This is a genomic window from Halalkalibacter urbisdiaboli (assembly GCF_002156385.1).
In the GTDB taxonomy this organism is placed as follows: Bacteria; Bacillota; Bacilli; order Bacillales; family Bacillaceae_D; genus Halalkalibacter_A; species Halalkalibacter_A urbisdiaboli.
In genome coordinates this window covers 614,993-638,850 of the sequence record NZ_MVJM01000001.1, presented here as the reverse complement: position 1 = coordinate 638,850, position 23,858 = coordinate 614,993, and the positions used below count along the sequence as shown (strand labels likewise).

Genomic DNA, 23,858 nt, shown 5'->3' with positions numbered 1-23,858 from the left:
AATCAGATTCTACCATATAGGACTACGAACCGAGAAGGCTATCGGGAGTACATATCTGATTCATCCATTTGTCAGGCTTGTCCGGTCTTACACCAATGTACCAAGAGTAAAAACCAGCAGAAGTTGGTTTTACGACACATTTGGCAGGATGCTTTGGATGAAGCCGAACACTTACGACACACAGAGGTAAATAAAGAGATTTACGCCAAGCGTAAAGAAACGATTGAACGTGTCTTTGCCGATCTCAAACAAAAGCATGGTATGCGTTGGACCAACCTAAAAGGGTTGGAAAAAAACTCAATGCAGGCGATGCTTGTTTTCGCTGCCATGAACCTAAAAAAATTAGCCAACTGGCACTGGAGGAACACCCATCCTCCAGCGTCACCAACAGACAATAGACGGAAATACGCGAAAACGCCTTTGAGAGTCATTTCTCAAAGGCGTTTTGTCTACGGTCTGAACGACTCCTATGAAGGAGTCGTTTTTATGTTCTGCAATTATGCAGATAACCCGTTTAATTTTTTCGCAAGGCGAGACTTTTGACGAGCTGCTGCATTTTTATGAATAAGACCTTTACTAGCTGCTTTATCAAGTTTCTTAATAGCATCAACAAATGCAGTTTGAGCTGTTGCAGCATCGCCTGCTTCTACTTTTGCTTCAAACGTCTTGATTGCAGTACGTAAAGCAGACTTCACAGAAATATTTTGTGCACGACGCTTGTCGTTTGTCTTTACACGTTTAATGGCAGATTTAATATTTGGCATATCTTCACCTCCTAAAATTCACTTGTCCACTTTCACCAGTCCATCTATAAAATATGAACGGTTTCGTTTCTTTGTTCAGGGCAATGATGACTCTCTATATCATCAATACAACAATCTGCATTCTATCAAAAAGCGCCAGGAATTGCAATAGAAGAATGAAAACTAAACGCATGGGACACGCTAAATTTAAAGATGATACGAGGAGAGTGATTATGGTGACTGATGAATTGAATTTAGATGCCTTTCAAATTCGAACTGATCTCGCGTTAGAAGCACATCAAATGGTTCTAGAAGAAGAAAAGAAAAAAAACGCTACCCCTTCTTCAGTCAGTGGTGTCAACGTTCAGGAAGAGACGATTGAAGGGGTACAAATAACCCGAGTTGAAGTTACAGAGCAAGGGGCTCAGCGTCTTGGGAAAAAAGCTGGTTCCTATTTAACATTTGAGTCCCAAGGGATAAGAAAAAAAGATACAGAAGCTCAACAAAAAATGGAGCAGGTTTTTGCAGATGCTTTTCACCAATTTATTGTTGGACTTGGGATTAAACCAACAGATACATGTTTAGTTGTTGGTTTAGGAAACTGGAATGTCACCCCAGATGCGCTTGGACCGATAGCTGTTGAGAATTTACTCATCACAAGACATCTGTTTCAACTTGCGCCTGAACAAGTTCAAGAAGGATTTCGTCCGGTAAGTGCGTTAGCTCCAGGAGTGATGGGGTTAACAGGGATTGAAACAAGTGATGTCATTCATGGAATTATTGAAAAAACAAAACCTGATTTTGTTATTGCCATCGATGCACTTGCTTCTCGTTCAATTGAAAGGGTAAATGCAACGATCCAAGTTTCGGATACGGGAATCCATCCAGGCAGTGGAGTTGGAAATAAGCGAAAAGAATTAAGTAAGGAGACACTGGGGATTCCAGTAATCGCCGTAGGAATTCCAACGGTCGTCGATGCAGTATCCATTACAAGTGATACCATTGATTATGTATTAAAGCATTTTGGAAGAGAAATGAAGGAAGGTCATAAACCGTCACGCTCATTAGTACCAGCAGGAATGACATTCGGAGAAAGAAGAGAACTTAAAGATGAGGATTTGCCGTCAGAAGAAAAAAGACAAACGATCATGGGCATGATTGGGACACTTCCCGAAGATGAAAAACGTCAACTTATTCGCGAAGTTCTGGCCCCGTTAGGTCACAATCTTATGGTCACTCCAAAAGAAGTTGATGTATTTATTGATGATATGGCCAATGTCATCGCTGAAGGGTTAAATGCGGCATTGCATAAGCAAGTAGACCAAGGAAATGTTGGGGCTTATACTCATTAAATTTTAAAAAGAAATAGTTATTAAACCTCTCACAAAAAAAGTGAGAGGTTTTTTTGGTTCTATCGTGGGACAAGACCTCATAAGGTAAAGGACAAGCATATAGTTAGAGGTGAAAACATGAGACGGAATCAAGTTCGCGGATTTACGATCCATTTGAATAGGACGAGCATTAAACGTCTTGCGGTATTTGTTATTTTAGGGATTATGGCGTTATTTATTTTTACAGGAATGCTGACATCAATTGAACCAAGATATGGCTTAGCGTCCTCCTCTGTTCATGAGTGGGCAACGGACTTGAAAGGAGAACACTTTGTCCACTTAATGGCAACGGAAAACCCGTATTTAAAACAATCATTACCAGAAGACAGTAAGCCATTAAGCTTATCTTCGCTGGCTTTCCAGTTAACAACGAGTATAAATCCCGACGATCCTAGAAGTTTATTAGGAAGAGAGTTACCAGGTTTTGCGTTGTTTGATGGGCATATTGTTGTCGCTGGTGAAGGAACAGACTACACGAATCTTCCAGTAGAATCTGCTCCACCGATGGAAGTGATTATGGCAGAGCGTGATGCAACAAAAGAGAGTTTAGAAAAGTTAGAGGAATTAGAAAAGGAAGGCGCAAAAATAGGTGAAACAACAAATGGTAGAAAAGTTGTTCACATTATTCACTCTCATAATTATGAATCATTCTTGCCAGAATTAGATACGGATGAACCGAATGAGGCGCATCATAACAAAATCAATATTACATTAGTTGGTGAGAAGCTATCCCAGGAATTAGAAAAAAGAGGGATTGGTACTGAAGTTGAAAAGCGTGATATTCAAGCAAACTTGCATCAACGTGACTGGGGCTATGGGAAATCCTATGATGCATCACGTGAATATGTGAAAGAAGCAATGACTCAAGATGAAGATTTAGAGTTTTTCTTTGATTTACACCGTGATACGCTACCTTACGATCGTACAACAGTTACGATTAATGGTGTTGAATACGCAAGAACATTCTTCGTCATTGGTGGAAATCATAGTAATTATAAGCATAATTTGCACTTAGCTGAAGAGCTTCATAATTTATTAGAAAAGCATTATCCCGGCTTGAGTCGTGGGGTTATTACTAAAGCAGGCCAAGGAACAAATGGACGCTTTAATCAAGATCTTTCTGAAAAGTCGATTTTGATTGAAGTCGGTGGAGTCTATAACTCACTTGATGAAACGTATCGTTCGGCAGAAGCTATTGCAGAAGTGTTTTCGGAATTTTATTGGGATGAACAAAAGGTAGATGGAGAAAAAGGGGAGAATTAAAATGAAACGGTTTGTTGCGATATTCATAAGTATAGTACTTCTACTCTTTCTAGGTTCATTAGTTGGAATGCAGCATATGAGTGAAGAATTGGGACTATCGCAACCAGAACCACTTTTTGTTCAAACTGATGGTGAGAAGGTTCAACCAGAACAGAGGCCAGAGCCTTCTCCAAAGCCTATGGAGGAATTAAAACAAAAGCGTCAAAAGGTTGAAGAGATTGGAAGGTTTAATTTCTTTTCAGACATTGGTGGTCAGTTAGCTGAAAGTTTAAATGTAGCAAGTCGTTCCCTTCTTTCACAAATCATGACGTTTGTTCACCAAACCTTAAACGGTGAAGGGAAGCAAGAGGACTGAAAAACTGGTAGAGTTTCTATTCTACTGGTTTTTTCTTTTTGTTTTTCGATTAGGTAGTGATATGACTTATTTTGCTTATATTACGGACTAGTTGCCTATACTAAGCGATAATAATCGGTTTAAATATATTTTTTTATTAGTCAAGCTGCATGAGAAAGAATCTATTATTGAATAGGTGTTCTTCGATTGGTATAATTGAAATTAGTGTATTTTGCACGATAGTAGGAGTGATTACATTGAATAATGAACAACGCTTAGCACGTCAATCGAAAATTCGTAATTTCTCGATTATTGCACATATAGATCATGGGAAATCGACTTTGGCCGATCGAATCTTAGAGAAGACGGGTGCTTTAACGGCACGTGAAATGAAAGAACAAACATTAGATGCAATGGATCTTGAACGTGAACGCGGGATTACGATTAAGCTTAATGCCGTACAATTAACGTACAAGGCGAAGGATGGAGAAGAATATATTTTTCATCTGATTGATACACCAGGGCACGTCGATTTTACGTATGAAGTGTCTAGGAGTTTAGCAGCTTGTGAAGGAGCTTTGTTAATCGTTGACGCAGCGCAAGGGATTGAGGCACAAACACTTGCAAATGTGTATCTCGCTCTTGATAATGATTTAGAAATTTTGCCTGTCATAAATAAAATTGATTTGCCAAGTGCGGAACCAGATCGTGTAAAACAGGAAGTAGAGGATGTAATTGGTCTAGATACTTCAGATGCGGTCCTTGCTTCGGCAAAAAACGGGATTGGAATTGAGGATATTCTTGAACAAGTAGTTGAAAAAGTACCAGCTCCAACTGGTGATCCAGAAGCTCCGTTGAAAGCATTAATTTTCGATTCTTTGTATGATCCATACCGTGGTGTTGTTGCCTACATTCGGATTGTTGAAGGTACAGTAAGACCAGGACAAAAGATTCGGATGATGGCAACGAAAAAAGAGTTTGAAGTATTAGAGGTTGGGGTATTTACTCCAAAAACATCCATGCGTGACGAGCTAACGGTTGGAGATGTAGGCTTTTTAACGGCCGCCATTAAAAATGTAGCAGATACACGAGTTGGGGATACGATCACAAGTGCGGTAAAACCTGCTGAAGAGCCATTACCTGGTTACCGTCGTATGAACCCAATGGTGTATTGTGGATTGTATCCTGTCGATACGAGTGAATATAATGATTTGCGTGAAGCACTTGAAAGACTCGAATTAAATGATGCGTCCCTACAATATGAGCCTGAAACATCTCAAGCATTAGGTTTTGGTTTCCGCTGTGGTTTCTTAGGTCTGCTGCACATGGAAATCATCCAAGAACGTATTGAGCGAGAATTTGGGATTACATTAATTACAACAGCACCGAGTGTTATTTACAAAGTAACGATGACCAATGGTGACTTTATCCAAATTGATAACCCAGCTAATATGCCAGATGCGCAGAAAATTGAACAAATTGAAGAGCCTTATGTCAAAGCGACTATAATGGTACCGAATGATTTCGTTGGTTCCGTTATGGAGCTATGTCAAGGGAAACGTGGGATTTTCATTGATATGCAATATTTAGATGAAAATCGCGTGCAAATTGTTTATGAAATCCCATTATCAGAAATTGTTTATGATTTCTTTGATCAATTAAAATCGAATACAAAGGGATATGCATCGTTTGATTATGAACTCATCGGATACAAGCCTTCGAAGCTCGTAAAAATGGATATCCTTCTAAACGGAGAAACAGTTGATGCCCTTTCTGTTATTGTCCATCGCGATGCTGCATATGAACGAGGAAAGCAAATTGTTGAAAAGCTAAAGGAATTAATTCCGCGTCAGCAATTTGAAGTTCCAGTTCAGGCAAGTATTGGCCAAAAAATCATTGCTCGTTCAACGATTAAGGCGATCCGGAAAAATGTATTAGCTAAATGTTACGGTGGAGATATCTCTCGTAAACGTAAACTTCTTGAGAAGCAAAAAGAAGGGAAGAAACGGATGAAAGCTGTTGGGAACGTTGAAGTGCCACAGGAAGCCTTTATGGCCGTTCTTCGAATGGATGATTAGATTGTTAGACCGCAGGGGAAGCTCCTGCGGTTTTTGCTCTATTTAAATAATAAAAAAGGTTTGGGGGTGTTTTTTCATGGTTAAGGCTGCATATATTCACATTCCTTTTTGTGAACATATTTGTCATTATTGTGATTTTAATAAAGTATTCTTAAAAAATCAGCCTGTCGACGACTATATAGAATCCCTCCTGATGGAAATGGAGTTAGCGACTCAACGTACATTACCTGACCGGTTAGAAACGATCTATATAGGTGGGGGAACACCAACGGCATTAACTGCAAAACAACTTCAAACATTGTTTGAGGGAATGGCGCAGATTTTCCCGCTTGAACAAGTAAAAGAGTTTACCGTCGAAGTAAATCCAGATAGCAGTGAGTTAGATAAGCTGAATGTAATGAAAAATGCGGGAGTGAATCGTTTAAGTATTGGCGTCCAAACGTTCGAACAAGACCTCCTCAAAGGAATTGGTCGTACACATTCTCGCAAAAGTGTTGAGGAATCAATTGAAAGAAGTAGGAAAGTTGGTTTCAAAAATATTTCTATCGATTTAATGTTTGGTCTTCCACATCAAAAACCTGACCATTTTGAGCAAACGTTAAAAGAAGCAATTGCATTAAATGTTGACCATATTTCAGCATACTCTTTAAAGGTTGAAGAAAAAACAGTATTTTATAACCAACTTCGTAAAGGAAAGCTATCGCTCCCTCCAGAAGATGATGAAGTGAAGATGTATAACCTTCTCCGGACAAAATTAGCTAAAGCAGGTTTCACTCACTATGAAATAAGCAATTTTGCTAAACCGGGTTTTGAAAGTAAACATAATCTAGTTTATTGGAATAACGAAGAATATTATGGGTTTGGAGCGGGGGCACATGGGTATGTACAAGGTGTTAGAAATCAAAATTACGGGCCTGTCCCCAAATACATTCAAGCGATAAAAAAATACGAACTTCCGTATCTTCATGAGCATAATGTGACTGTTGTTGAACGAATTGAGGAAGCAATGTTTATGGGGTTAAGAAAAAGAAAAGGCATCTCTATTGAACAGTTTAAAAAAAGCTATCATTGCAATCCCGAAGAGTTATATCAGCATCAAATTGATAAGCTTATTGAACGAGGACTATTGGAGAAAAAGCAAGGTTGGATAAGGTTAACAAATGAAGGTTTATTATTGGGGAATGAGGTCTTTGAACAGTTTATTGCGGTTCTTGAAGAGGGACATATTGTTTAGAGATACAACAAGATAGCAATAGATATTGACAAAATGAGACCTTTTTGATAACTTATCTTTAGATTTAGCACTCGTTTTGCTTGAGTGCTAACAGGGGTGATATGGGATGTTAACAGAGAGACAATTATCGATTTTACATGCTATTGTTGATGATTATATTCGTTCTGCAGAGCCCGTTGGTTCACGTAGTATCTCTAAGCGTGAAGATATAACATTTAGTCCTGCGACTATTCGCAATGATATGGCGGATTTAGAAGAGTTGGGATTCCTTGAAAAGCCTCATAGTTCAGCAGGACGTATCCCGTCTCAAAAAGGGTATCGCTATTATGTAGACCACCTATTAATCCCGCACCATTTAACAGACGAAGAAGAAGCAGATATCCGTACGCTTTTTACGGAACGAATGCAGGAAATTGAACATGTTATTCAACAGTCAGCACGCATTCTATCGAATATGACCAGCTATATTTCTATCGTACTTGGGCCCGAAATGTTTGAGGCGAAACTACGTTCAATTCAAATTATACCATTAACAAAGCACTCCGCTATTCTAATATTGGTAACTGATACGGGACACGTGGAGAATCAAACTATCAATATCCCTGAAGCGATGGAGCCTGGTGATTTAGAACGAACAGTAAACATATTAAATGAAAGGCTCATGGGAGTGCCGCTGTACCAACTTAGACACAAGTTAAAAAAAGAAATTGCAGATGTCATGAGAGTACATGTCAATAACTATGAGCATGTATTAAATGTGTTATCAAGTTCATTTAATGTTGAAAAGTCAGAGAAAGTTTTCTATAGCGGAAAAACAAATCTCCTGAGTCAACCAGAGTTTCGTGATATAGATAAAGTAAAAATGCTCTTAAATATGCTAGAAGAAGACCGTGTAATGAATCAAATTCTTCGTGCGCAACATGATGGGGTTCAAGTGCGAATTGGCGAAGAAAATAATCTCGAGGCCTTCGATAGCTGTAGCATGATTACCGCAACCTACTCAATTGGTGGAAAACATATGGGGACAATTGGGATTTTAGGGCCTACACGAATGGAATACCGTCGTGTGATCGGTGTCGTCGATTCTTTATCAAAAGATTTAACGAAGCTACTAACAAACTTGTATCAACAAGGGTAGAAATGGTAATATTGACAATTAGTTGTGAAGTATTAGCTTCAACAGCTTTTTGTCATATACATAAGCAATGAAAATCTAGTAGGAGGTGAGTAAGTTGGCAGAGAAAGAAACGCAAACAATCGAAGAGGAAGTAACGGAAGAAGTTGAAGAAGTAAGTGCAAATGATGTTGAAGAGGCTGATGCCAACAAGGAAGGACAATCAGAAGAGAGCGAAGAAAATTCGTTAGAAAAAGAAGTTGCAGATTTAACGAACCGATTACTTCGTGTGCAAGCTGACTATGATAATTTCCGTCGTCGCTCAAGAGAAGAAAAAGAAGCGGCTGCAAAATATAGAGCACAAAGTTTTATCGAAGGACTACTACCTGTAATTGATAATTTCGAACGAGCGTTACTCGTTAACCCTGAACAGGAAGAAGCGAAATCTCTATTAAAAGGGATGGAAATGGTTTATCGGCAATTACAGGATACTCTAAAAAATGAGGGTGTCGAAGTAATTGAAACAGTTGGGCAGTCATTTGATCCTCACTTACACCAAGCGGTTATGCAGGTTGAGGAAGAAGGGTATGAATCAAACCAAATTGTTGAAGAGTTGCAAAAGGGTTATAAATTAAAGGATCGTGTGCTCAGACCTTCAATGGTGAAGGTAAACGCCTAACCCTTTCGATAGAGAAGTTATTGAATAAACTAGATATTTAGGAGGAACGTAAAATGAGTAAAATTATCGGTATTGATTTAGGTACAACGAACTCTTGTGTTGCAGTAATGGAAGGTGGAGAAGCAACCGTTATTCCAAATCCAGAAGGAAATCGTACAACACCATCTGTTGTTGCGTTTAAAGATGGAGAGCGTCAAGTTGGGGAAGTTGCAAAGCGTCAGGCAATCACAAACCCTAATACTATTATTTCAATTAAGCGCCATATGGGGACGGATCATAAGGTGTCTGTTGATGGTAAGGACTATACTCCACAAGAAATTTCAGCTATCATTCTGCAAAAGCTAAAATCCGATGCAGAAGCGTACCTTGGAGAAAAAGTTACAAAAGCAGTAATTACAGTTCCTGCTTATTTTAACGATTCTCAGCGTCAAGCAACAAAAGATGCTGGAAAAATTGCAGGTCTTGAAGTAGAGCGTATTGTTAACGAGCCTACTGCTGCAGCACTTGCTTACGGTCTTGAAAAAGAAGAAGACCAAACGATTCTAGTATATGACCTAGGTGGCGGTACATTTGACGTATCGATTCTTGAGTTAGGTGATGGTTTCTTCGAAGTAAAAGCAACCTCAGGTGATAATGCGCTTGGTGGAGACGACTTTGACCAGGTCATTATTGATTACCTTGTTGAGCAGTTTAAAAAGGATAATGGAATTGACCTTTCTCAAGATAAAATGGCTATGCAACGTTTAAAGGATGCCGCTGAAAAAGCAAAGAAGGATCTTTCAGGTGTAACACAAACGCAAATTTCTCTTCCGTTCATTACAGCTGATGCAACAGGACCTAAGCATCTAGAGTTAAGCTTAACTCGTGCAAAATTTGAAGAGCTTTCTGCAGATTTAGTAGAAAGAACATTAGGGCCTACTCGCCGTGCGATGCAAGATGCTGGTCTTTCTGCAAATGAAATTGACAAAATTGTACTTGTTGGTGGTTCAACTCGTATCCCAGCTGTTCAAGAGGCTATTAAGAAGCTAACTGGTAAAGAGCCACATAAAGGTGTAAATCCTGATGAAGTTGTAGCTCTAGGGGCAGCTGTTCAAGCTGGTGTATTAACTGGTGATGTTAAAGATGTTGTTTTACTAGATGTTACACCACTTTCTCTTGGTATCGAAACAATGGGGGGCGTATTTACAAAGTTAATTGAACGTAATACAACAATCCCAACGTCGAAATCACAAGTATTCTCAACAGCAGCGGATAATCAACCATCTGTTGACATTCATGTTCTACAAGGTGAGCGTGAAATGGCTGCTTATAATAAAACACTTGGTCGTTTCCAATTATCTGATATCCCGCCAGCACCTCGTGGCGTTCCACAAATTGAAGTAACATTTGATATTGATGCGAACGGGATTGTAAATGTTAAGGCGAAGGACCTTGGTACAAATAAAGAACAATCGATTACAATTACATCTTCTTCTGGTCTTTCTGATGAAGAGATTGAGAAAATGGTGAAAGACGCAGAAGCAAATGCTGAGGAAGACAAAAAGCGTCGTGAAGAAGTTGAGCTTCGCAATGAAGCTGATCAGCTAGTTTTCTCAACAGAAAAAACATTAAAGGATCTTGGTGACAATGTTGACCAAGCGGAGAAAGAGAAGGCTGAAGCGGCAAAAGAAAAGCTTAAGTCGGCAATTGAGGCTAATAATCTTGATGAGATTCGTACAGCTAAGGACGAGTTACAGGAAATCGTTATGGCACTTTCTACAAAGCTTTATGAGCAAGCAGCACAAGCAGCACAGCAGGCTCAAGGCGCTGAAGGAGAAGGTAACCAACAGGAAGAAGATAATGTTGTAGATGCAGAATACGAAGAAGTAAAAGAAGAAGAAAAGAAATAAAGAAAAATACTAAATTGAATGATTCAATTTAATGCGAAGGAATGTACGAAAAAGTCAAAGTCAAATCAAATGGCTTTGACTTTTTCTACGAATATGTCAAGTTAATGGATGGTGGAAAAATATGTCCTCATCTTGCGTAATATTGAATAGAGATGGTATGATGAACGTTATGTAATAGAATCGGGAGTGGATGACATGAGTAAACGAGATTACTATGAAGTCCTTGGTGTTGATAAAAATGCATCGGTTGATGAAGTGAAAAAAGCCTACAGGAAGCTTGCACGGAAATATCATCCAGATGTAAATAAAGCCGCGGATGCTGAGGAGAAATTCAAAGAAGTAAAGGAAGCGTATGATACATTAAGCGACCCTCAAAAAAAATCACGCTATGATCAATTTGGTCATACAGATCCAAATCAAGGATTTGGTGGTGGTGGTGCTAGAGATTTCGGTGGCTTCGGAGACATATTCGATATGTTCTTTGGAGGTGGAGCTGGTAGAAGAAATCCAAATGCCCCACGACAAGGTGCCGACCTTCAATACACAATGACGCTTGAGTTTAAAGAGGCTGTTTTCGGTAAAGACACGGAGATTGAAATTCCAAGGGAAGAAACGTGTCAAACATGTACGGGTTCTGGTGCTAAGCCTGGGACAAAGCCAGAAACTTGTTCCCATTGTGGAGGTTCTGGTCAACTCAACATAGAGCAAAATACACCTTTTGGTCGTGTTGTAAATCGTCGTGTGTGTCAGCATTGTGAAGGAACAGGTAAATTTATAAAAGAGAAATGCTCGACATGTGGTGGAAAAGGAAAAGTACGTAAGCGTAAGAAAATTAAGGTTAACGTACCAGCTGGTATCGATCACGGGCAACAACTAAGAGTGCCAGGTCAAGGTGAAGCAGGAGTGAATGGTGGTCCTGCGGGTGACTTATATGTTGTGTTCAACGTAAAGCCTCATGAATTTTTTGAACGCGATGGTGACGATGTATATTGTGAGATGCCATTAACATTTGCTCAAGTTGCGTTAGGGGATGAAATTGAGGTTCCAACATTAAATGGAAAAATCAAGCTGAAAATTCCTGCGGGTACGCAAACGGGAACTGATTTTCGATTACGAGGTAAAGGTGTTCCGAATGTCCATGGCAGAGGTCAAGGGGACCAGCATGTAAAGATTCGTGTTGTTACGCCTAAAAATCTGACGGATAAAGAAAAGGAATTAATTCGCGAGTTTTCTCAAATGACTGGTGGGCAACCGGACGAGCAAAATGACGGTTTCTTTGCAAAGGTAAAGCGTGCTTTTAAAGGATAACAATACAATATAAGCATTATTAGTTATTAATATTAAGTTTGTAGGAAAGTAAATATTAAGAGAAAAGTAAATGTCTTCAGTCGGATAACTTGGAAAGCATTAATTGGTTTTGGAGAATGTAGAAAATCGATTTTATGTAACTAATCTGACTGAAGTCATCCTTTTTTAACTGTCAAAAGGAGATGGAGAGATAATGAAGTGGTCCGAGTTTAGTATTCACACGACGCAAGAAGCTGTTGAGCCAGTTTGTCACATTTTGCATGAGGCTGGTGCAAGTGGGGTTGTTATTGAAGACCCGACAGACCTTGTGAAGGAATGGGGCGTTCATTATGGTGAAATCTATCAACTCTCTCCTGATGATTACCCTGAAGAGGGAGTCATGATTAAAGCCTATTTTCCTGTTAATCACTCTCTTGATAGGACGATTGAAGAGATTAAATTAGCAATAAATACTTTGGTCACACATGATATTGATCTTGGACATAACAAAGTCCAGCTAGTAGAGGTTCATGAGGAAGATTGGGCAACAGCATGGAAAAAATACTATAAGCCAGTAAAGGTTTCAAATTCATTGACGATTGTGCCAACATGGGAAGAATATCAACCTGAGAAGGGCGAGACAACGATTGAATTAGATCCTGGAATGGCGTTTGGGACAGGAACGCATCCAACGACGATCCTTTGTATACAGTCACTCGAGAAGGTGCTAAAAGGTGGAGAACAGGTCATTGATGTTGGGACTGGTTCAGGCGTATTAAGTATCGCTGCGGCAAAGTTAGGGGCGAAAACTGTTCTTGGGCTAGACCTTGACGATATCGCTGTAAAAAGTGCGAGAATGAATGTTATGTTAAATCAAGTAGACGATGTTGTATCGGTTGAGCAAAATAATTTACTTGAGCAAATAGCAGGGCAATATGATGTTGTCGTTGCAAACATTTTAGCAGAAATTATTGTTCGTTTTGTCCAAGATGCGGCAGCGGTTCTTAAACCTGGGGGGACATATATCACATCAGGTATTATTAAACGAAAAAAGCAGGATGTCCAAGACGCCCTTATCCAAGGTGGTTTTTCCATTAAAGAAGTCATCGAGCTGGAGGATTGGGTAGCTATTATTGCGACTAAATAAGAAGAGTGAGGACGATACAGATGCAACGTTATTTTGTTGAGCCTGAAGCAATGACAGAGGATACAGTTACGATAACAGGTGATGATGTTAAGCACATCGTTCGAGTGATGCGAATGAAAGAGGGCGATGAAATCATTTGTAGTGATAACAATTCCAAAACAGTTCGGTGCACCTTACAATTACTAGGAGAAGAACAGGTAACGGCAAAAATTGTAGAAATTCTTCATCCTCATACAGAGCTTCCGATTTCTGTTACCATTGCACAAGGCTTACCGAAAGGGGACAAGCTTGATTTTATCATTCAAAAAGGAACAGAGCTTGGCGCAACGTCGTTTGTTCCATTTTCCGCTTCTCGTTCAGTTGTAAAATGGGAAGAGAAAAAAGCGAGAAAGAAAATAGAAAGGCTCGAAAAAATTGCGAAGGAAGCAGCGGAGCAATCTTATAGAGAACGAATCCCAACGATTCAACCAGCGATGACGTTTTCTAGCTTAGTAGAGCAGGTTTCTTCTTTTTCGAGCTGTCTCGTAGCTTATGAGGAATCGGGGAAATCTGGGGAACGTTCTCAGCTTGTACAATGCTTACGTAATCTTAAAGTGGGTGATTCTCTCCTTATCGTAATCGGTCCGGAGGGTGGTTTGACAGAGCAAGAAATTGAGCAGCTAGAAGAAGCCGGAGCCAAATTAGCGGGGTTTGGACCGAGAATTTTACGAACAGAAACAGCATCGTTATACGTACTATCGACTGTTTCGTATCATTTCGAATTAATGGGGTGAAGAAGATGCCAACAGTAGCATTTCAAACATTAGGTTGTAAAGTTAATCATTATGAAACGGAAGCCATCTGGCAGCTCTTCAAACAGGAAGGGTATGAGAAGGTTGAATTTGAAGCAACATCTGATGTGTATGTAATCAATACATGTACGGTGACAAATACAGGCGATAAAAAAAGCAGACAAGTTATCAGAAGAGCGATTAGAAAAAATCCAGATGCTGTTATCTGCGTAACCGGATGTTATGCGCAAACGTCCCCTGCGGAGGTTATGGCTATTCCAGGTGTAGACATTGTTGTGGGTACACAAGATCGTTCGAAAATGCTCATGTATATTGAGCAATTTAAGCGTGAGCGTGAACCGATTAATGGTGTCGGAAACATCATGAAGTCGCGTATCTATGAAGAACTTGATGTTCCAGCTTTTACAGATCGAACACGGGCTTCGTTAAAAATACAAGAGGGTTGTAATAATTTTTGTACGTTTTGTATTATTCCGTGGGCACGTGGATTAATGCGTTCACGTGATCCGCAAGAGGTTTTGAAACAAGCAAATCAATTAGTCGAAGCAGGGTATAAAGAAATTGTTTTAACAGGTATTCATACTGGTGGTTATGGTGAAGATTTAAAAGAATACAGTTTAGCTCGTCTGTTGCAGGATTTAGAAAATGTTAAAGGATTAAAGCGTATACGTATTTCTTCCATTGAGGCTAGTCAATTAACGGACGAAGTTATAAGTGTAATTAATAAATCAGAAAAGGTTGTTCGTCATCTTCATATTCCGATTCAATCAGGTTCAAATTCTGTTTTGAAGCGGATGCGACGAAAATATACGATGGAATTTTTTGCAGATAGACTTGAACGTCTAAAGGAAGCGTTGCCTGGGTTAGCTGTGACATCTGACGTAATTGTCGGTTTTCCTGGCGAAACTGCAGATGAGTTTCAAGAGACCTATGACTTTATCGCAAAGCATAAGTTTAGTGAACTACATGTTTTTCCATACTCGAAACGAACAGGTACACCAGCTGCACGAATGGATGACCAAGTTGCAGAAGAGGTGAAAAACGAACGTGTCCATCGATTAATTGAGCTCTCGAATCAATTAGCAAAGGAATATGCATCTAACTTTGAAGGTGAAGTTCTTGAAATGATTCCTGAGGAAAAGGATAAAGAGCAGCCAAAAAACGGTTTATATATCGGATACACAGACAATTATTTAAAAGTAAAGGTCCCTGCATCTGAAGAGATGGTCGGCAAGCTTATCAAAGTAAAAATTATAAAAGCTGGTTATCCTTATAATGAAGGTGAATTTGTTCGAGTGTTAGAAGATGTCGAACAGAAGGAAACTATTCTTGGATAAGTGGAAGGGTCTGAATCGCACTAAAACGAATCAGACCCTATTTTTTTAGCGAATATTACTTTTCATATGTTACAAAGAAAAGATTTGAATGTTGCTTTTCTTTGTAAATAATAAATTGTAAAATATGTATACTAACTTACAGAAGGAAAGGGATGTTGGAATTGAACCAAGCTATTGCATCATATATTGATCATACAGCATTAAAACCTGAAACAACAAAGGAGCAAATTATAACATTATGTAAAGAAGCGAAGGAATATCAATTTGCTTCAGTTTGTGTTAATCCAACCTGGGTGAAGCTAGCAGCGGAACTGTTAAGCGACCAGGAAGCTGTTAAAGTTTGTACTGTTATCGGCTTTCCGCTAGGTGCCTCATCCTCAGAAGTAAAGGCGTTCGAAACAAAGCATGCTATTGATGAAGGGGCAACTGAAGTTGATATGGTTATTAATATCGGGGCTTTAAAGGACCAAAATTTTGAGTTAGTAGAACAAGATATTCGTGCGGTTGTGGAGGCCGCAAAAGGGAAGGCTTTAACGAAGGTCATCATTGAAACAAGTCTTTTAACAGATAATGAAAAGAAACATGCTTGTGAATTGGCTGTAAAAGCCGGTGCTGATTTTGTAAAAACGTCAACAGGCTTCTCAACAGGTGGGGCAACGGTAGAGGATATTAGGTTAATGAGAAAAGTAGTAGGGCCAGAATTGGGTGTGAAAGCATCAGGAGGAGTTCGGGACTTAAAGGGAGCAAAAGAAATGATTGAAGCAGGAGCTACACGAATTGGTGCAAGTGCAGGTGTTTCGATCGTAAAAGGAGAACAATCAAATACAGAGTATTGATTAGGATGTTTTATTTAAGAAAGAAGGTCCTTTAAAATGAAGGCAATATTAATTGGGATTATCGCCTCAATGTTTTTTTCCTTTACCTTTATTCTAAATCGGTCAATGGAACTTGAAGGTGGAAGCTGGTACTGGAGTTCATCGTTGCGTTTTATTTTTATGGTACCATTACTATTTTTTATTGTATGGATGCGTAGAGGGGTATTTACGTTATATATCCATATGAAAGAGAATCCACGTTATTGGGTGAAGTGGAGCTTTGTTGGGTTTGTCTTATTTTATGCTCCAATTACATTTGTAGCATCATTTGGACCAGGCTGGCTTGTGGCTGGTACGTGGCAAATCACCATTGTAGCTGGATTATTGTTGACACCATTTTTTTTCGAGTATCTTAAGACGGACAGTGGAACAATTAAACAAAGACAAACGATTCCTTTAAGGTCTCTTTGGCCTTCTCTTATTATCTTAAGTGGAGTTGCGGTAATTCAATTTCAGCAAAGTGACAATATTAGTCTAATGATGATTATAATCAGTGTTGTGCCAATTATTATTGCGGCATTTGCATACCCACTAGGGAATCGCAAAATGCTCGTAATGTACGGAGGGAAAATCGATACATTCCAACGTGTACTCGGAATGACCTTAGCGAGTTTGCCTTTTTGGTTTGTTATTGCAGCATTTGGCTTGGTCTTTTCAGGTATACCTAGTCCTACCCAAGTTCTCCAATCCTTTTTAGTAGCATTATTTTCAGGTGTCATTGCTACCGTTTTGTTTTTTTGGGCAACAGATATGGTTAGAGAATCACCGCAGAAGCTAGCAGCTGTTGAAGCAACTCAGTCCGGTGCAGTGATGTTTGCATTACTAGGGGAACTCGTTTTACTATCAGGGTCATTACCATCTTCCTGGTCAATATTCGGACTAGTGTGCATTGTGATTGGAATGGTTATCCATAGTTTTCTTTCGCGAAAGAAAAGGTCAAGTTCTTCAATCGCGTTAAAACAAAATCGTTTCATTAACAAGTCCAGCTAATTACTTAGCTGGACTTGTTGTGTGAATCCATTTAACAAACCGCTCAAAGTGGGAAACGAACGGAAGCATGAGTAGTGAACAAGTAATGTTAAATATCATGCTTGCATGTGCCAGTTGCATCATAGGTATCGGTGTTAACGAGATCGCTACGGCACTTAGCCATTGGATAAGCGGTAAGAACAAGACTGCTCCAAGTAAATTTAACCAACCGTGTGCAAAGGCGACAAGCTTCGAGGCTGCTCCAGAGCCAATACTTGCTAAATATGCTGTAATGCAAGTACCAATATTCGCTCCAAGCATAATCGCGATTCCAGCAGAAAGTTCTAACACATGATCATTCATAAACCCCATCGCAATAGCTGTCGTTGCAGTGCTTGATTGGATGATGGCAGTTAATATTGTCCCGATTCCTAATCCAAGGAGTTCATTGTTATTTGTAAGCTCGAAAAAAGAATGAATCGTCGGTAACGATGCAAGTGGGTAAGCGAGTGTTTCTAAACCATCCATCGCAATAAAAATGCATGCTAGCCCAAAAGAAATACATCCGATACAATAACAGACTACTGTTGGTAGAAGGAGCATGATAAGTCCAATGGCTAACATTGGAAAGATAAAAGTTGACAAATCGAATGCAATTAGTTCAGTTGTTACCGTAGTTCCAATGTTTGTCCCTAATATAATTCCAATAGACTGTCTGAAACTTAAGTAGCCTGCAGCAACAAGGCCTACAGTCATAACCATAATTGCGGAGCTGCTTTGCAAAAGTGCCGTTGCTAGAGCACCGACAAGAAGACCTTTCCAAGGTGAACTTGTTAATTTGTAAAGCTTCTCCTTCATTTTTTTTTGTCCTAGCTCTAAAAGCCCTACTCTCATAACGACCATACCAAATAAGAAAAGGGCTATAAACACAACAAATAATGAAAACAATTCTTTAAACATGGCGACCCACCTCTGTACCAATGTATGGACAAGAGTGGGCAAGCATGACAGAAAAAAATAGTGCTTGATAATTTATTTTAAAAAAGCTAAATAATGTCGATTTTCAGTTGATTAATCTAGTGAGATATATTATAATCTAAAAAGACGTGCACGAAACTGATTGTGCGTCGTGAGTTGGTTGTTTCGGAGGGAGGGAAATATAATGGCAGAAACTCGTGTTCGCAAAAACGAATCGATTGATGCTGCACTTCGTCGCTTCAAGAGATCACTCTCTAAAGAAGGAACGTTGGCTGAGGTTAAAAAGCGTAAGCACTACGAAAAGCCTAGTGTAAAGCGTAAGAAGAAATCTGAAGCAGCAAGAAAACGTAAGTTCTAATTGAGAGGGTGGATTCATTGAGTCTTCTTGAACGGTTGAACCAAGATATGAAGAATGCGATGAAGAACAAGGATAAACAAAAGCTCTCTGTCATCCGTATGGTAAAGTCGTCGTTGCAAAACGAGCAGATTAAGCTCGGACGTGATTTAACAGACGATGAAAGCCTTACGGTGCTTAATCGCGAACTGAAACAACGCAAGGATTCCCTCCATGAGTTTGAACAAGCAAACCGTGAAGATTTAGCTTCCAAGCTACGTGATGAAATTACAGTACTTGAAGACTATATGCCAGAGCAGCTTTCTGAAGAAGAGGTTACTGAAATTGTAAAAGAAACGATTTCTGAAGTAGGTGCCTCAACCAAAGCAGACATGGGTAAGGTCATGGGAGCAATCATGCCTAAGGTTAAAGGAAAAGCTGATGGTGGTCTTGTGAATCGTCTCGTGCAACAACACTTATCATAAATGACACAAACGTCTTACTTTCTAAATTATTTAGAAGGTAAGACGTTTTTTAATAGGAGCCTCAGAGTTGGTTTTATCATGTAAAGCTGGCTAAATGGTAGGTACTTATGTTAAGATCCGAAGAAACTCGGTTAAAAAAGTTGAAACCTACTGACTTAATCATCCGTATAGTAAATAAACTATGAAGGAAGGAGGAGAAATCATGAATCGTCGATCGTTCAGTAGGAAGCTTTCTTTTATGTTTATAGTTCTTGCTTTTTTTCTTATACCGATTCAAATGTATGTACATAGTAATGAACAAGCTAAAGGGCCGCTTATTTATTATATCCCTGTTGAACAGACTATTGAGAGGGGTTTAGCTGCCTTTATGGAGCGTTCATTCGATGCAGCGTTAGCTGAAGGTGCTGAGCATATTGTTCTAGAGATTCATACTCCAGGTGGAGCGGTCGATGCAGCTGGTGAGATTGCCAAGCTCATGCAACGTGTTGAAATCCCGATTACAGCATTTATCAATACAGATGCGATTTCTGCAGGTGCTTATATTGCGCTAAATGCAGATCAAATAGTCATGGTGCCTAATGCAAGCATGGGTGCTGCAGGTGTTATTGATGGGGCTGGAAATGCTGCGGAGGAAAAGGCACAATCTTATTGGCTTAGTCGAATGAAAACAGCAGCTGAACTAAACGATCGTGACCCAAAATATGCTTTAGCTATGGCTGACAAAACGATTGAAATCCCGGAATTCGGTTTGACTAGTGATGAGTTTCTTACCCTAACAGCAAGTGAAGCATTAGAGGTTGGCTATGCTGAAGCAATTGCTGGAAATAGGGCAGAGTTAGTGGAATTCCTCGGACTAGAGAATGTGATTGAGCGGGATATGGAGGTAAGCTTTTCTGAACAGGTTGCTCGATTTGTTACGCACCCTGTAGTGATTCCGATTTTATTATCTATAGGAAGCCTTGGTCTTGTTCTTGAACTGTACTCACCGGGCTTTGGAATCCCAGGAATTATGGGGTTATCAGCTTTATTGCTCTTTTTCTTCGGGCACTTATTTGCTGGGTTTGCTGGATGGGAATCCTTGATTCTATTTGTTGTTGGATTTGTTCTTATATTAATTGAAATTTTCATACCTGGATTTGGGATATTTGGATTACTAGGGGTTGGGGCAATTATTGGTGGGATGCTATTAGCTTCATTTTCAACCGCATCAATGCTTATGTCCATCGTAATAGCTGTTATTGTAACTACAATCGTAATGATATATGTCTTTCGCTATTTTGGTCACCGAGGACCATGGAAGAAAATGATTTTAACAGATTCAACTAGTACTGAAAAGGGCTATATTTCAAATGCTACAAGAAATGAGTTAATAGGGCTAGTTGGTGAGACACTTACACCTTTACGTCCTTCGGGCTCAGCTGTTTTTGGTGAGGAGCGTCTTGACGTTGTAACTGAAGGAGGATATATTGAACGAGGAAGGAAAATCCAGATTGTCCATACATCTGGTTCGCGGACGGTTGTGCGTGAAATAAAAGAAGATAAATAAAGGGAGGATTTTTAATATGCCAATAGATCCAGGAAGTCTTAGTTTATTAATTGGCCTTGGGCTCATCATTGTTCTTTTAGCAGTACTTTTCACTTTTGTACCAGTTATGCTGTGGATTTCAGCACTAGCAGCGGGGGTTCGAATCGGAATATTTGAGTTAGTCGGTATGAGACTACGTCGAGTTATTCCTGCTCGTGTTGTAAATCCATTAATTAAAGCAGTTAAAGCTGGTCTAGACCTGAGTACTTCTAAGCTAGAAGGGCATTATCTTGCAGGGGGTAATGTTGATCGTGTTGTAAATGCACTTATTGCAGCGCAACGTGCAAATATCGATTTAAGCTTTGAGCGTGCAGCAGCTATTGATTTAGCTGGTCGTGACGTACTTGAAGCTGTTCAAATGAGTGTAAATCCTAAAGTAATCGAAACCCCTTTTATTGCCGGTGTTGCGATGGACGGGATTGAAGTAAAAGCGAAAGCGAGAATCACGGTTCGTGCAAATATTGACCGACTCGTTGGGGGGGCCGGAGAAGATACGGTTATCGCTCGTGTTGGTGAAGGGATTGTTTCAACAATTGGTTCCGCGAATAATCATAAAAAAGTTCTTGAGAATCCAGATATGATTTCTCAAACCGTTCTTTCCAAAGGATTAGATGCAGGAACAGCATTTGAAATCCTTTCCATTGATATTGCAGATATTGATATCGGTAAAAACATTGGTGCTGAGCTACAAACAGATCAAGCTGAAGCGGATAAGAAGATTGCCCAAGCAAAGGCTGAGGAGCGTCGTGCAATGGCTGTTGCGAAGGAGCAAGAGATGAAAGCTAAAGTTGAGGAAATGCGTGCGAAGGTTGTTGAAGCAGAAGCAGAAGTTCCTATGGCCCTTTCAGATGCATTGCGTAAAGGACATATGGGGGTTATGGATTACATGAACTATCAAAATGTCATGGCCGATACAGATATGCGTGGTTCAATTAGTAAAGCAACAGGCGAAGATCAAGACGAGAAGCATGATTAATAATGAATCCTTCTACAAAGGAAGGAGGAGAAAACAATGTCGTTAGAACAAATTTTTGAGTTTATTATGTCAAATCTCTTTTTGGTTGTTTTAATCGTGGGAGGGTTACTTAGTTTTTTTAAGAGAGCCGCACAAGGTGGAGAAGCACAACAAGGAAAGCAAATGGGCTGGCCTGGTCGTGAAGAACAGCAATCTGAGGTTGATTGGAAAGAAATATTTAAACAAGAAGAACCGATAGAACAAAAGCGTCAAGAACCTGAAATTGTTCGTTTTGAACCCGTTGAAACACCCGAGGTTCAAACGGAAAATGAAAAGTTGTATGAGCAACTTCAGGAAATGCGAAAACGTCGTGAACAGGTTGAAGACAACGTGGAAGGTTCTAAGCCTAGTAAACGAGTAAATGAACAAAAACGTGAGCGACTAGATTTACATTTAAACCGATTATCGAATAAAGAGGCTATGAAAGCAGTGGTTTGGGCTGAAGTTCTTGGAAAGCCTCGTTCAAGACAACCACATCAAAGCTTTAATCAAAGAACAAAAATTCGTTAATGAATGAAGATGGAGTCTGTCTCAAAAGCTAAAAGCGTGCACAGCAATAGCTCCGGTCGTTATATCGTAGGCTTGTAAAAGATGTAGCGACTACACTCATTGTAGGCTGTGTCAAAAGGTTAAAAAACAACCTTTTGGCACAGCCTCTTCTTTTTGAAATCTACATTTCAAAAAGTACAGATATGTCCCTTTTCTAAATCTCCCTACAATAGTTGTGATATGAAAGAGAACTCCTACATAAAAATGAAGTAGAGGGGGTATCACAGCATGAAAAAAATCAGACAACAAATGAAATCATGGATGACAAAGCAGATGCAGCTTCCTGCTGATGTAATGATGGATTTACCCCGGATAACTATGATAGGTCAACTTCACATTTATATAGAAAATCATCGTGGAGTTTTACGTTTTTCTAATCAAGAATTACGTCTTCTTTTAAAACAGGGTCAGCTGCTTATTAAGGGGGACCATTTTGTTATTAAAACGATTCTTCCAGAAGAAATTCTGTTAGAAGGACGAATCGACTATGTTCAATACATCAACGAATAACATACATAAAACAAGTTTTTTCAAAAAGGTGCTTACCTTTTTGAAAAAACTTTATAAGGGACTGAAGTAGGGGGATAGAAAATGAAAAATAATTGGATGCCTGCGATTCGGGGATATGTTCGATTGCGCATCGAAGGGAAGTACCCGGAGCGTTTTCTTAATCGGTGTATTGAAAGTGGAGTTGAGATCTGGAATATAAAGCGTGTGGGTGACGAACGAATTGTTTGTTTTATGGAGCTTGAGGATGTTCATCGTATTCGTCCTTTGCTTAGGGTTACGAACTGTAAAGTGACATTTACTGCTCGGCGGGGATTGCCATTCTTTATGAAGAAAGTGATAAAACGTTCTGGCTTTGTAACAGGTATCACCGGTTTTTTTATTGTTATGTTTATTTTATCAAATATGGTTTGGAATATTGAGATAAAAGGAGCGTCACCTCAGGTAGAACTTGAGCTTCGACAAGTTGTAGAAGAAATGGGAATTAAACGTGGAAGATTTCAGTTTTCTCTTCCAAGTGTTGAATTGATTCAACGGAATGTAACAGAACAGGTATCTGGTGCAACTTGGGTAGGTGTGCGTCAAAAAGGGACGACCTATGAGTTTGAAGTCGTAGAACAAAAACTTCCAGAGGAAGCAGAAAAACATAGTCCAAGGCATCTTATTGCGAAAAAAAAGGCGATTATCCATGATATTTATGTTGAACATGGTCAAGCTCAGGTGAAGCCAAATGACTTTGTACAAAAAGGGGATATGCTTGTATCAGGTTTTATTGGCAAAGAAGGAAAGACAGAAATTGTTCCTGCCGAAGCAAAGGTTCTAGGGGAAATTTGGTACAAGTCAAATGTTACCGTGCCTTTGGAAAGTGTCTTTACTACATTGACTGGTGAAAAGAAAACGAAGCATTATATAACTTTTGGTCATATTGCTATACCAATTTGGGGCTTTGGCAAAAATAAGTTTTCAGAATACGAAGCTTTTGAACAAAAAAAAGCATTTCAACTTTTAAAGTGGTCACTTCCTGTCCATTATAAACGTATAGAGATTCAAGAAACTTCAAACTATAATCGAACGTATAAAAAAGAGGAAGCCATTGAAGCAGCCAAGGAAATGGCTCGTCATGAGTTAAAGGGAAGAGTTCCATTGGATGCAGAGATAATTGGTGAAAAAGTTTTGCATGAAGCTGTGGAGAATGGTAAAGTAAAATTACAGATTCACTACCAAGTAATAGAAGATATTACATCGGAGCAGCCGATTATTCAAGGAGATTGAGT

General features: G+C 39.4%; 24 protein-coding genes. 22 read left to right on the top strand and 2 right to left on the bottom strand.

Annotation, left to right across the window (positions count from 1 at the left end):
- The coding region (locus tag B1R93_RS23290; protein ID WP_425348919.1) for a transposase at nt 1-543 on the top strand (543 nt) is incomplete at its 5' end.
- Here B1R93_RS23290 and rpsT read toward each other — a convergent pair.
- Nucleotides 498-764 carry a 30S ribosomal protein S20 gene (rpsT, locus tag B1R93_RS03280; protein WP_088102536.1) on the bottom strand — a complete coding sequence of 89 codons (267 nt, stop codon included), beginning with the start codon at nt 762-764 and terminating at the stop codon, nt 498-500. The two genes, B1R93_RS23290 and rpsT, sit on opposite strands and share 46 nt — an antisense overlap.
- A gap of 212 nt (nt 765-976) precedes the next feature.
- Here rpsT and gpr point away from each other — a divergent pair, with 212 nt between their 5' ends.
- The 14 genes from gpr (at nt 977) to B1R93_RS03210 (ending at nt 17,152) form a co-directional block, all read left to right on the top strand.
- A complete protein-coding gene (gene gpr / locus B1R93_RS03275) occupies nt 977-2,095 on the top strand; it encodes a GPR endopeptidase (protein WP_088102535.1) in 1,119 nt (372 codons plus the stop codon).
- Between the two features lie 117 nt (nt 2,096-2,212).
- A complete protein-coding gene (gene spoIIP, locus B1R93_RS03270; protein ID WP_088102534.1) occupies nt 2,213-3,397 on the top strand; it encodes a stage II sporulation protein P in 1,185 nt (394 codons plus the stop codon).
- 1 nt (nt 3,398) lies between these two features.
- On the top strand, nt 3,399-3,752 hold the full coding sequence (locus B1R93_RS03265; RefSeq protein WP_088102533.1) for a DUF3679 domain-containing protein: 354 nt from the start codon (nt 3,399-3,401) through the stop codon (nt 3,750-3,752).
- Between the two features lie 236 nt (nt 3,753-3,988).
- Nucleotides 3,989-5,809: a translation elongation factor 4 gene (lepA, locus tag B1R93_RS03260; protein ID WP_088102532.1), complete on the top strand. Its 1,821-nt coding sequence runs from the start codon at nt 3,989-3,991 to the stop codon at nt 5,807-5,809.
- Nucleotides 5,810-5,885: 76 nt separating this feature from the next.
- Nucleotides 5,886-7,043 carry a radical SAM family heme chaperone HemW gene (gene hemW / locus B1R93_RS03255; RefSeq protein WP_088102531.1) on the top strand — a complete coding sequence of 386 codons (1,158 nt, stop codon included), beginning with the start codon at nt 5,886-5,888 and terminating at the stop codon, nt 7,041-7,043.
- A gap of 106 nt (nt 7,044-7,149) precedes the next feature.
- On the top strand, nt 7,150-8,181 hold the full coding sequence (gene hrcA, locus B1R93_RS03250; protein ID WP_088102530.1) for a heat-inducible transcriptional repressor HrcA: 1,032 nt from the start codon (nt 7,150-7,152) through the stop codon (nt 8,179-8,181).
- 94 nt (nt 8,182-8,275) lie between these two features.
- On the top strand, nt 8,276-8,836 hold the full coding sequence (grpE, locus tag B1R93_RS03245; protein WP_088102529.1) for a nucleotide exchange factor GrpE: 561 nt from the start codon (nt 8,276-8,278) through the stop codon (nt 8,834-8,836).
- A gap of 53 nt (nt 8,837-8,889) precedes the next feature.
- Nucleotides 8,890-10,725: a molecular chaperone DnaK gene (dnaK, locus tag B1R93_RS03240; RefSeq protein ID WP_088102528.1), complete on the top strand. Its 1,836-nt coding sequence runs from the start codon at nt 8,890-8,892 to the stop codon at nt 10,723-10,725.
- A gap of 195 nt (nt 10,726-10,920) precedes the next feature.
- Nucleotides 10,921-12,033: a molecular chaperone DnaJ gene (dnaJ, locus tag B1R93_RS03235; RefSeq protein WP_088102527.1), complete on the top strand. Its 1,113-nt coding sequence runs from the start codon at nt 10,921-10,923 to the stop codon at nt 12,031-12,033.
- A gap of 193 nt (nt 12,034-12,226) precedes the next feature.
- Complete coding sequence (gene prmA, locus B1R93_RS03230) at nt 12,227-13,159, top strand: 50S ribosomal protein L11 methyltransferase (RefSeq protein WP_088102526.1); 933 nt, start codon at nt 12,227-12,229, stop codon at nt 13,157-13,159.
- Nucleotides 13,160-13,179: 20 nt separating this feature from the next.
- Nucleotides 13,180-13,932, top strand: a complete 753-nt coding sequence (locus B1R93_RS03225; RefSeq protein WP_088102525.1) for a 16S rRNA (uracil(1498)-N(3))-methyltransferase — start codon at nt 13,180-13,182, stop codon at nt 13,930-13,932.
- A 5-nt stretch (nt 13,933-13,937) separates the two neighbouring features.
- Nucleotides 13,938-15,287 carry a tRNA (N(6)-L-threonylcarbamoyladenosine(37)-C(2))-methylthiotransferase MtaB gene (gene mtaB / locus B1R93_RS03220; protein ID WP_088102524.1) on the top strand — a complete coding sequence of 450 codons (1,350 nt, stop codon included), beginning with the start codon at nt 13,938-13,940 and terminating at the stop codon, nt 15,285-15,287.
- 152 nt (nt 15,288-15,439) lie between these two features.
- Nucleotides 15,440-16,123: a deoxyribose-phosphate aldolase gene (deoC, locus tag B1R93_RS03215; RefSeq protein WP_425348918.1), complete on the top strand. Its 684-nt coding sequence runs from the start codon at nt 15,440-15,442 to the stop codon at nt 16,121-16,123.
- A 36-nt stretch (nt 16,124-16,159) separates the two neighbouring features.
- Nucleotides 16,160-17,152, top strand: a complete 993-nt coding sequence (locus B1R93_RS03210; protein ID WP_088102523.1) for a DMT family transporter — start codon at nt 16,160-16,162, stop codon at nt 17,150-17,152.
- Here B1R93_RS03210 and B1R93_RS03205 read toward each other — a convergent pair whose 3' ends face one another.
- Nucleotides 17,153-18,091 carry a Na/Pi symporter gene (locus B1R93_RS03205; protein ID WP_088102522.1) on the bottom strand — a complete coding sequence of 313 codons (939 nt, stop codon included), beginning with the start codon at nt 18,089-18,091 and terminating at the stop codon, nt 17,153-17,155.
- Nucleotides 18,092-18,293: 202 nt separating this feature from the next.
- Between B1R93_RS03205 and rpsU the strand changes: the two genes are divergently transcribed.
- The 7 genes from rpsU to yqfD all read left to right on the top strand — a co-directional run bounded on the left by rpsU (nt 18,294) and on the right by yqfD (nt 23,856).
- On the top strand, nt 18,294-18,467 hold the full coding sequence (rpsU, locus tag B1R93_RS03200; protein WP_003323311.1) for a 30S ribosomal protein S21: 174 nt from the start codon (nt 18,294-18,296) through the stop codon (nt 18,465-18,467).
- A gap of 17 nt (nt 18,468-18,484) precedes the next feature.
- Nucleotides 18,485-18,928 carry a GatB/YqeY domain-containing protein gene (locus B1R93_RS03195; RefSeq protein WP_088102521.1) on the top strand — a complete coding sequence of 148 codons (444 nt, stop codon included), beginning with the start codon at nt 18,485-18,487 and terminating at the stop codon, nt 18,926-18,928.
- A gap of 202 nt (nt 18,929-19,130) precedes the next feature.
- On the top strand, nt 19,131-20,474 hold the full coding sequence (locus B1R93_RS03190) for an NfeD family protein (protein WP_088102520.1): 1,344 nt from the start codon (nt 19,131-19,133) through the stop codon (nt 20,472-20,474).
- Nucleotides 20,475-20,490: 16 nt separating this feature from the next.
- Nucleotides 20,491-21,489 (top strand): flotillin-like protein FloA, encoded by a 999-nt coding sequence (gene floA / locus B1R93_RS03185; RefSeq protein WP_088102519.1) that lies wholly within the window; start codon nt 20,491-20,493, stop codon nt 21,487-21,489.
- Nucleotides 21,490-21,525: 36 nt separating this feature from the next.
- A complete protein-coding gene (locus B1R93_RS03180; RefSeq protein ID WP_088102518.1) occupies nt 21,526-22,038 on the top strand; it encodes a hypothetical protein in 513 nt (170 codons plus the stop codon).
- Nucleotides 22,039-22,305: 267 nt separating this feature from the next.
- Nucleotides 22,306-22,587, top strand: a complete 282-nt coding sequence (gene yqfC, locus B1R93_RS03175; protein WP_088102517.1) for a sporulation protein YqfC — start codon at nt 22,306-22,308, stop codon at nt 22,585-22,587.
- 81 nt (nt 22,588-22,668) lie between these two features.
- Nucleotides 22,669-23,856, top strand: a complete 1,188-nt coding sequence (yqfD, locus tag B1R93_RS03170; protein ID WP_088102516.1) for a sporulation protein YqfD — start codon at nt 22,669-22,671, stop codon at nt 23,854-23,856.
- Nucleotides 23,857-23,858: the final 2 nt, after the last annotated feature.